The sequence below is a fragment of the Immundisolibacter sp. genome (assembly GCF_028696615.1).
Classification (GTDB): Bacteria; Pseudomonadota; Gammaproteobacteria; order Immundisolibacterales; family Immundisolibacteraceae; genus Immundisolibacter.
In genome coordinates this window covers 1-8,296 of the sequence record NZ_JAQVGQ010000115.1, presented here as the reverse complement: position 1 = coordinate 8,296, position 8,296 = coordinate 1, and the positions used below count along the sequence as shown (strand labels likewise).

The following is an 8,296-nucleotide window of genomic DNA, read 5'->3' as shown; positions in this document are numbered from 1 at the left end:
CTGCCAACGGATGCCGCCGATATCTGGCTCGCCCGTGCCCGGCGCATGGCCGACTGGGTGCGCACGGAGCTGCAAAACCGAAACAAATGCTGAAAAAATTCCGTCCCAGGAATTTTTCGACTCGCGCGGCGCGGCACACGCCCGCGCTGCGCTCCATGAATCAATGGCTTACGGCATTGATTCATGCCGGGGCATCCTGCCCCGACGGAATCGCTGAATAAATCAGCGATTCCCCAACCATCCCCCAACCATCAGAACAAAGGAGCTTCGAGGATGGACGAAAAGCAAAAGAAAACCGCGCTGCGGATGATCCCGTACGGCCTTTACGTACTCACCGGCAAGGCGCCGGACGGCCAACTCGCCGCGGCCACCATCAACTGGGTGACGCAGGCGTCATTCAGTCCACCGCTGGTGGCGCTAGGCGTCAAGGTCGACTCGGGCACACACGCGGTCATCAAGGCCAGCGGCAAGTTTGCGCTGAACATCCTCGGCAAGGACCAGGCCGGCATCGCCTACACCTTCTTCAAGCCGGTCGAGGCGGCGCCGGGCCTGCTGTCCGGCCAGCCGTATCACGACGGCGCCAACGGCGCGCCGGTGCTGGATGCCGTGCCGGCTTACATCGAATGCACGCTCATCGACACCGTGGAGCGCGGCGATCACAGCGTATTCATCGGCGAGGTGACCGATGCCGTGGTGCGCCAGGAGCCGGCCGGCAGGCCGGACGATGCCACGCTGTGGCTGAAGGACCTCGGCGAGAAGGTGTTTTACGGGGGCTGAGAGCTTGTGAATTTTTCAAGCTCCGCGTCCGGCCAGGGATGGCCGGACGCGAATCGAGCCTGCAAGGGCTCGATTCGCGGGAGCCCGTCCGGGCGTGTACCGGACGGGCGACGCAAGAAATGCGCAGGACGCGCATTTCTTCTCGACCTCTGAGACGTTGCCGGTTGCCGGCCGGGAACCGTGATCAGACGTTGAAGCGGAAATGGATCACATCGCCGTCCTGCACCACGTAGTCCTTGCCCTCCAGGCGCCACTTGCCGGCCTCGCGGGCGCCGGCCTCGCCCTTGCAGGCGATGAAGTCCGCGTAGGCGATGACCTCGGCGCGGATGAAGCCGCGCTCGAAATCGCTGTGGATGACACCGGCCGCCTGCGGGGCGGTGGCGCCTATCGGGATGGTCCAGGCGCGGACTTCCTTCTCGCCGGCGGTGAAGTAGGTCTGTAGCCCCAGCAGGCGGTAGCCGGCGCGGATCACGCGGTCGAGGCCGGGTTCTTCTAGACCGAGCTCGGCCAGGAATTCGGCACGTGCATCGGCGTCGAGCTGGACGAGTTCCGCCTCGATGGCGGCGCTCACCGCCACCACCTCGGCGCCTTCCTCTGACGCCCGTTGCTGCACCGCGGCCAGCAGCAGGTTGTCGGTGAAGCCGTCCTCGGCCACGTTGGCGATGTACATGACCGGCTTGGCGGTGAGTAGGTGCAGCTCGGCGAGCGGCGCGAGTTCCTCAGCCGTCAGACGCAGGCTGCGCACGGGTTTGGCCTCATCGAGCGCGGCGCGCACGCGTTCCAGCAACGCCTGTTCGGCGAGCGCCGCCTTGTCGCCGGTCTTGGTGCGCTTGCCGACGCGCTGCAGCGCCCGCTCGACGGTTTCGAGATCGGCCAACGCGAGTTCGGTGTCGATGACCTCGATGTCGCGCAGCGGGTCCACGCCGCCAGCAACGTGCACCACGTCGTCGTTCTCGAAGCAGCGCACCACGTGCGCAATGGCTTCGGTCTCGCGGATGTTGGCCAGGAACTGGTTGCCGAGGCCCTCACCCTTGGAGGCGCCGGCCACCAGGCCCGCGATGTCGACGAAGGTCATGCTGGTCGGCACCACCCGCTGAGGCTTGACGATTTCGGCCAACCGATCCAGGCGCGGGTCCGGCATGGGCACGATGCCGACGTGCGGGTCGATGGTGCAGAACGGGTAGTTCTCGGCCGCGATGCCGGCCTGCGTGAGGGCGTTGAAGAGCGTCGATTTGCCGACGTTCGGCAGGCCGACGATGCCGCAGCGAAAACCCATGGGCGATTCCTTGGAGCTGAAAGCGGCCGGCGGCTAGCGCGCCGGGCGGCGGGTGTTGAGCAGTTGCATGACGGGCGCCACCTCGCCGGCCAGCAGGCGCGGCAGCAGCGCGAGCGCGCTGTCGATGGCGGCATCGATCAGCCGCGCCTGGTCGGCCGGCGGCTTGCCGAGCACGTAGGGCGTGACCAGCGGCGCCGCGCCCGGATGGCCGATGCCGACGCGCAGGCGCAGGAAGGCCGGCGAGTTCAGGGCGCCGATGGTGCTGCGCAGGCCGTTGTGGCCACCGTGGCCGCCACCGACCTTCAGGCGCACGTCGCCCGGCGGCAGATCGAGCTCGTCGTGCACCACCAGGATGTGCCCGACCGGGATCCGATAGTAGGCCGCCAGCGCCTGCACCGCCCGGCCGCTGTCGTTCATGAAGGTGAGCGGCTTCAGCAAGCGCACATCGCCGTGTGGGCGCTGCCAGGTGGCGACTTCGCCGTGGAAACGCGTTTCGGCCTTCAGCGTCAGGCGCTCGGCTGCCGCCAGGCGGTCCACAAACCAAAAGCCCGCGTTGTGCCGGGTGTCGGCATAACGCGGGCCCGGGTTGCCGAGTCCGACGATCAGCTCGACCACGAGCGCGCCGCGCCGGGCGCCGGATCAGCCGGCGGTTTCGCCACCCGCTTCGGACTCGCCGACGCGCGGCGCGTGGATGGACACCACCGGCAGGTCATGATCGTGGCCCAGCGCCAGCGCCGGAATGCTCACGCCGGCCGGCAGCTTCAGGTCTGACAGGTGCAGCGCCTGGTCGAGCTCGAGGCCGCTGATGTCGACGGCGATGAACTCCGGCAGGTCCTTGGCCATGCACTCGATTTCGATTTCCGGCATCAGGTGGGACACCACGCCGCCACCCTGCTTGACGCCGGGCGCCACGTCCTCGCCCACGAAATGCACCGGCACCACCATGCGCAGCTTGCGGTCGGCACTCACGCGCAGGAAATCGAGGTGCATCACCTGGCGCTTGTAGGGGTGCATCTGCACGTCGCGCAGCACCACCTGCTCGCTGCGGCCACCCACATCCACCGTCAGCACGTGGGAGTGGAAGGCTTCCTTTTCCAGGTGGTGGATGGTGTCGTTGTGGTCGAGGGTGATGTCGGTGTTCGGCTGGCCACCGCCGTAGATGACGGCCGGCACGCGACCGGCGCGGCGCAGGCGGCGCGAGAAGGCGGTGCCAAGGTCGCTACGCGACTCGGCGGTGATCTGAAACTGGTTGTCCATGGCCGAAACTCCCGGGGACGGTAAAAACGCGCGTCGCGGATACTGCCGTCGCCGGTCGGGCCGGCCACGCTGCGCGAAAAAAACGGAACGCGAAATGGTACTACAGGTTGGGCGCCTGGCTTCGACTGGGCATCATCAACCCATCAACAGCGTGCTGACCGAATCCTCGTCGCTGATGCGGCGCATGGTCTCGGCCAGCAGCTCGGCGATGCTGAGCTGCCGGATGCGCGGACAGGCGGCGGCGTCCGCTCGCAGCGGCAGGGTGTCGGTCACCACCAGCTCGTCGAGCGCGCTGTGCATGATGTTCTCGACTGCCCGGCCGGACAGCACCGGGTGCGTCACATACGCCACCACGCGCTTGGCGCCGTGCTGCTTGAGCGCATCGGCGGCCTTGCACAGTGTGCCGGCGGTGTCGACCAGGTCGTCGATCATCACGCAGCTGCGCCCGCCGACGTCGCCGATGATGTTCATCACCTGCGCCTGGTTGGCGCGCGGGCGGCGTTTGTCGATGATGGCCAGGTCGGCGTCGTCCAGGTGCTTGGCCAGCGCCCGGGCGCGCACCACGCCGCCCACGTCCGGCGATACCACCATCAGGTCGTCGTAGCTGTGGCGCCAGATGTCGCCCAGCAGCACCGGCGAGGCGTACACGTTGTCGATGGCGATGTCGTAGAAGCCCTGAATCTGATCGGCGTGCAGGTCGACCGTGAGCACGCGGTCGGTGCCGGCGGCGGCGATCATCTTGGCCACTACCTTGGCCGAGATCGGCACCCGCGCGCCCAGCATGCGCCGGTCCTGGCGCGAGTAGCCCATGTACGGCATGACGGCGGTGATGCGCGTCGCCGAGGCACGGCGCATGGCATCGACCATGATCAGCAGTTCCATGAGGTTTTCGTCGGTGGGCCGGCCGGTGGACTGGACGATGAACACGTCCTTGCCGCGCACGTTGTCGATCACCTCGATCTGCGCTTCGCCGTCGCTGAAACGGTCGACCACCACCTTGCCGAGCGGTTGGCCGAGGTAGTGGGAGATGGATTCCGCCAGCTTCGGGCAGGCACTGCCCGAAAACACCATCATGCCGCCGTAGGCCATGGGGCTCCTCGACTGGATTGAACCGCGCCCGAGGCGCGAGAAGTGGCTGGGGTGCCAGGATTCGAACCTGGGAATGCGGGGATCAAAACCCCGTGCCTTACCGCTTGGCGACACCCCAGCGGAAACCGTGCTCAAACATCCGGCGCCTGGTCGGCCAGCGGATGGCGGTTCATGCCGCGCACCACCCAGCCGCGCCAGGGCGCGGGCAGGCGCGCCAACACCGCCTGCGCGGCCGGCCGCTCGTCGAAGCGCACGAAAAGGCACCCACCGGTGCCGGATAGATGCGCCCGCCCGAAACCGGCCAGCCAGCGATACGCTGCATCGATGTCCGGATACAGCGCCCTGACCACGGCCAGACAATCGTTGCCCGTGGCCCCGCTGCGGAAACCGGAAATTGTGATTGGCGGGGTATTGCGTGTCAATTTCGGGTGACCGAACACGCCCGCCGTGGCCACCGGCACGCCCGCATCGACGATCAGATACCACGGCTCGTCGAGCGCGATCGGCGTCAGGCGCTCGCCTACCCCTTCGGCCCACGCCGCCTGCCCGCCGATGAACACCGGCACGTCCGCACCCAGCGCCAGGCCGATGGCGGCCAGCTGCTCGCGCCCCAGACCGAGGCGCCACAGATGGTTCAACACCAGCAGCGTGGTGGCGGCATCCGAGCTGCCGCCGCCGAGCCCGCCTCCCATGGGGATGCGCTTGACCAGTTCGATGTCGGCGCCGACGCGGCAGCCGGTGTGCGCCTGCAGCGCGCGCGCCGCCCGCACACACAGGTCCTGCTCGGCGGGCACGCCGGGCAGCGGCGTCAGCAGGCGTATCTGCCCGTCCGGGCGCGGCGTCAAGCGCAGCCCGTCGCACAGGTCGACGAACTGGAACACCGTCTGCAGCAGGTGATAACCGTCGGCGCGGCGCCCGACGACGTGCAGGAACAGGTTCAGCTTGGCCGGCGCCGGCCACCAGCCGGCGGCGTCAGGAGGCATGCCCGCCGGGAATCCAGCGCTTGATGGCCAGGCGCAGCTCGATGTCACCCTGCCGGGCCTGCAGCTTGCTCGGTAACACCCACGGCGGCACGGACTGGTATTCGAGGTAGCGGATTTCCCAGCCGTCCTGGCGCAGCAGCGCGAGGCGGTTGTCGGCGTCGAGCTGCAGCAGCTCGACCGGATGGCCCGGCGCCGGGCGGCCGATCACCCAGTAACGCAGGCTCGCCAGCGGCAGCGGCGTGTCGGGCAGCGCGTCGGCCAACAGCACGGCGGCGCTGGAAGCCTCGATCGGCGCCTCATCGGCGCGCTGCAGGCGCGCGCCGGCGGTGTTCTCGGACAAGTGCAGCGCGCCGCGCCCGAAGGCGCCGTGCAGACGCAGATCGAAGCCGTCGCGGCCCTGTCGCCACTGCACGCTGCCGCTGCCGGACTGGCGCGGGCTCTGCAGCGCCAGGCGACCCTGCAGGGTCCACTCGCCGAGCCGATCCAGCGCCGCCAGTCGATCGGCGAACGAGCTCGGCGCCGTTGGCGGCGCCACCGGCCCGCGCGCCGCGCAGGCCGCCAGCGCCGCGACCACCAGCAGCAGGAGCAGCCGTTTCACGGGTCGAGCTTGCCTTGCAGGCCGAGCAGGCGCGCATCCTTGGGCGATTTTTCGAGCCCCTCGCGCAGCACCTGCCGCGCCTCGTCGGTGCGGCCCTGCGCGTGCAGCACCTCGGCCAGGTGCGCGTACACCTCGGCTTCTGGCAGCTGGCGAAGCGCCCGGCGCAGATAGGTTTCGGCGCCGACCAGGTCGCCCTTGCGGTACAGCACCCAGCCCAGGCTGTCCAGGATATAGGGGTTGTCCGGCGACTGCTCGAGCGCGCGCTTGATCAGCTCGTGCGCCTCATCCAGCCGCTCGCCGCGATCGGCCAGCGTGTAGCCCCAGGCGTTGAGCGCGTTGGCGTTTTTGGGGTCGAGCTCGAGGATGCGCTTGAGGTCGCGCTCCATGTCCGCGGTGCGGTCGAGCTTTTCGAGCAGCATCGCGCGTGCGAACAGCAGCTCCAGGCTGTCCGGATTCTGAGCCAGTGCGTCGTCGATGAGCTTTTCGGCCTGTTGCAGGCGATTGGCCTCGAGCAGCAAATCCGACTGCGCCAGCACCAGGCGCAGCCGTTCCTCGTCCGAGTCGGCCGGGGCGCCGGCCAGCAGCGCCAGGCCGTCGTCGAGCTGGCCGCGCTCGGCCAGCAGACTGGCACGGCGCAGCAAGGCCTCGATGCGGTGCTCGCCATCATGCACCCGTGCGTAGTGGGCCAGCGCCTGACGCGTATCACCGGCATCCTCGGCCAGTTTGCCGAGGTAGAAATTGGCCTGATCGGCCTGCTTGCCATCGGCGGCCAGTTTCAGCAGCTGCGCGCGCGCGGTGCGCCGGTCGCCCAGTTGACCGGCCAGCAGGGCCGCCGCCAGACGCGCATCGGCGTTGCCCGGCTCGTAGCGCAACACGGTTTCGAATTCGCGCCGCGCCGCGGCGTAGTCCTTGGCCTCCAGGCGCACCCGCGCCAGCATCAGGTGGGCCTGGGTGTGGCGCGGATGGCTGCGCAGAAACTCGCCCAGCAACTCGCCGGCCTGCGCCAGGCGACCGCTCTGCAGCAGCACCTGCGCCCGCAGCAGCACGGCCTCGTCGGCCCGCGGCTGCAGTTCCAACAGCCGCGCCGAGGGCTTGTCGGCGCGCTCGATCTGCCCAAGACCGGTCGCCGCCACGGTGTAGGCGAACAGCGCCTGCGGGTCGTCCGGCCGCAGCTCGAGCAGCGTGTCCAGCACGCCGAACAGCGTATCCGGCGGCACGTTCTGGTTCAGCAGGCGCACCAGGTTCAGGTAGTCCTGCCGGGACTGGAAGTTCTTGAGCGTCAGCAGGCGCCGCAACTGCTCACGGGCCGCATCGGCGTTGCCGCGCTGCAGCTCAAGGGCCGTGAGCAACTGCGCCGCGTCGACGCTTTGCGGCTCGATGCGCTGCCAGACCTCGGCAGCGGCGATCGCCGCCGGCAGGTCCTGTCCGTACAAGGCCGCCTGCACGGCGCGGCGGGCCAGGCCCGGGTCGGCGGCCTGCTGGGCCACGGCGGTATACTTTGCGGCTGCCTGCGCATAGTCGCCGCGCTGGGCGGCCGCATCGGCCAGCAATAGGGTGAACACCGCCTCGGTGCGGGCCTCGTCACGCAGCGGCGGCGTCGCGGCCGCAGTGGCGGGCACTGGGGTCGGAGCGCGGCTGGCACAGCCCAGCAGGAGCGCTGCGACGACCACGGAAAACAACTGTTTGCGCATGCCGCTTAAGACCCGGTGCGTCGGGCGTCGGTTCCAGTAACTAACCCGCGGGCGGGCTGGCGTGTGTGGTATGGAAATGCCGAAAAATTCCATGCAGGGATTTTTCGGTTCGCTGCTCCGCGGCGGGTGCCGGCGGTGCGCCAATGCGGGCTTTATGGCCCCGAGCCGCGCCGGGACGTCACGCCCCGGACCGGGAGCGCTGCATCGAGCGGCGCCTGCTTGACTATTATGCGCCCGCCGTTCGCCCACGCCATCCGCACCGCCGGCCATCCCTGATGCAGTTACTCGCCCTGGGCATCAACCACCACACCGCGCCGCTGGACGTGCGCGAACGGGTGGCGATCGTGCCCGAGCGCCTGGAACCGCAGCTGCGCTCGCTGCTGCAGCAGCCGGACGTGGCCGAGGCGAGCCTGCTGTCCACCTGCAACCGCACCGAGCTGGTGGTGGCGCTCGGCGACGCCGACTCGCCCGGTCCGCTCGACTGGTTCCGGCAGGCCTGCGCGGCGCTGCAGCAGCCGATCGATCCGTATCTGGCGATTTTTCGCGGCCCGCTGGCGGCGCGGCATCTGTTCCGGCTGGCGGGCGGGCTCGACTCGCTGGTGCTGGGCGAGCCGCAAATCCTGGG

Annotated in this window: 8 protein-coding genes, 1 tRNA gene and 1 pseudogene; 2 read left to right on the top strand and 8 right to left on the bottom strand. The window is 69.1% G+C overall.

Features of this window, described 5'->3' with window-relative positions; translation table 11 throughout:
• Positions 1 to 273 precede the first annotated feature (273 nt).
• Positions 274 to 777: a flavin reductase family protein gene (locus PHC73_RS08695; protein WP_300126793.1), complete on the top strand. Its 504-nt coding sequence runs from the start codon at positions 274 to 276 to the stop codon at positions 775 to 777.
• 184 nt (positions 778 to 961) lie between these two features.
• Here the strand turns inward: PHC73_RS08695 and ychF are convergent, their stop codons facing one another.
• The 8 genes from ychF to PHC73_RS08655 all read right to left on the bottom strand — a co-directional run bounded on the left by ychF (position 962) and on the right by PHC73_RS08655 (position 7,599).
• Positions 962 to 2,053 carry a redox-regulated ATPase YchF gene (ychF, locus tag PHC73_RS08690; RefSeq protein WP_300126791.1) on the bottom strand — a complete coding sequence of 364 codons (1,092 nt, stop codon included), beginning with the start codon at positions 2,051 to 2,053 and terminating at the stop codon, positions 962 to 964.
• Between the two features lie 33 nt (positions 2,054 to 2,086).
• Positions 2,087 to 2,668, bottom strand: a complete 582-nt coding sequence (gene pth / locus PHC73_RS08685; RefSeq protein WP_300126789.1) for an aminoacyl-tRNA hydrolase — start codon at positions 2,666 to 2,668, stop codon at positions 2,087 to 2,089.
• Positions 2,669 to 2,692: 24 nt separating this feature from the next.
• Positions 2,693 to 3,310: a 50S ribosomal protein L25/general stress protein Ctc gene (locus tag PHC73_RS08680; RefSeq protein ID WP_300126787.1), complete on the bottom strand. Its 618-nt coding sequence runs from the start codon at positions 3,308 to 3,310 to the stop codon at positions 2,693 to 2,695.
• A gap of 135 nt (positions 3,311 to 3,445) precedes the next feature.
• Entirely contained in the window at positions 3,446 to 4,399 is a 954-nt protein-coding gene (locus PHC73_RS08675) for a ribose-phosphate pyrophosphokinase (RefSeq protein WP_300126785.1), read from the bottom strand.
• 43 nt (positions 4,400 to 4,442) lie between these two features.
• Positions 4,443 to 4,517: transfer RNA gene (locus PHC73_RS08670), tRNA-Gln, on the bottom strand.
• A gap of 13 nt (positions 4,518 to 4,530) precedes the next feature.
• Positions 4,531 to 5,382 (bottom strand): 4-(cytidine 5'-diphospho)-2-C-methyl-D-erythritol kinase, encoded by an 852-nt coding sequence (gene ispE, locus PHC73_RS08665; protein ID WP_300126783.1) that lies wholly within the window; start codon positions 5,380 to 5,382, stop codon positions 4,531 to 4,533.
• On the bottom strand, positions 5,372 to 5,980 hold the full coding sequence (gene lolB, locus PHC73_RS08660) for a lipoprotein insertase outer membrane protein LolB (RefSeq protein ID WP_300126781.1): 609 nt from the start codon (positions 5,978 to 5,980) through the stop codon (positions 5,372 to 5,374). The genes ispE and lolB overlap by 11 nt, the downstream gene beginning before the upstream one ends.
• The gene (locus PHC73_RS08655; RefSeq protein WP_300126779.1) at positions 5,977 to 7,599 is read right to left on the bottom strand and encodes a tetratricopeptide repeat protein; all 1,623 of its coding nucleotides are present in this window, start codon (positions 7,597 to 7,599) and stop codon (positions 5,977 to 5,979) included. The genes lolB and PHC73_RS08655 overlap by 4 nt, the downstream gene beginning before the upstream one ends.
• Before the next feature lie 347 nt (positions 7,600 to 7,946).
• Between PHC73_RS08655 and PHC73_RS08650 the strand changes: the two are divergent.
• Positions 7,947 to 8,296, top strand: a pseudogene (locus PHC73_RS08650) (glutamyl-tRNA reductase); the annotation flags it as partial.

Coding starts and splice junctions, on each gene's coding strand:
- PHC73_RS08695 (WP_300126793.1), top strand. CDS start 274: ATGGACGAAAAGCAAAAGAAAACCGCGCTGCGGATGATCCCGTACGGC.
- PHC73_RS08675 (WP_300126785.1), bottom strand. CDS start 4,399: ATGGCCTACGGCGGCATGATGGTGTTTTCGGGCAGTGCCTGCCCGAAG.
- ispE (WP_300126783.1), bottom strand. CDS start 5,382: ATGCCTCCTGACGCCGCCGGCTGGTGGCCGGCGCCGGCCAAGCTGAAC.
- PHC73_RS08680 (WP_300126787.1), bottom strand. CDS start 3,310: ATGGACAACCAGTTTCAGATCACCGCCGAGTCGCGTAGCGACCTTGGC.
- ychF (WP_300126791.1), bottom strand. CDS start 2,053: ATGGGTTTTCGCTGCGGCATCGTCGGCCTGCCGAACGTCGGCAAATCG.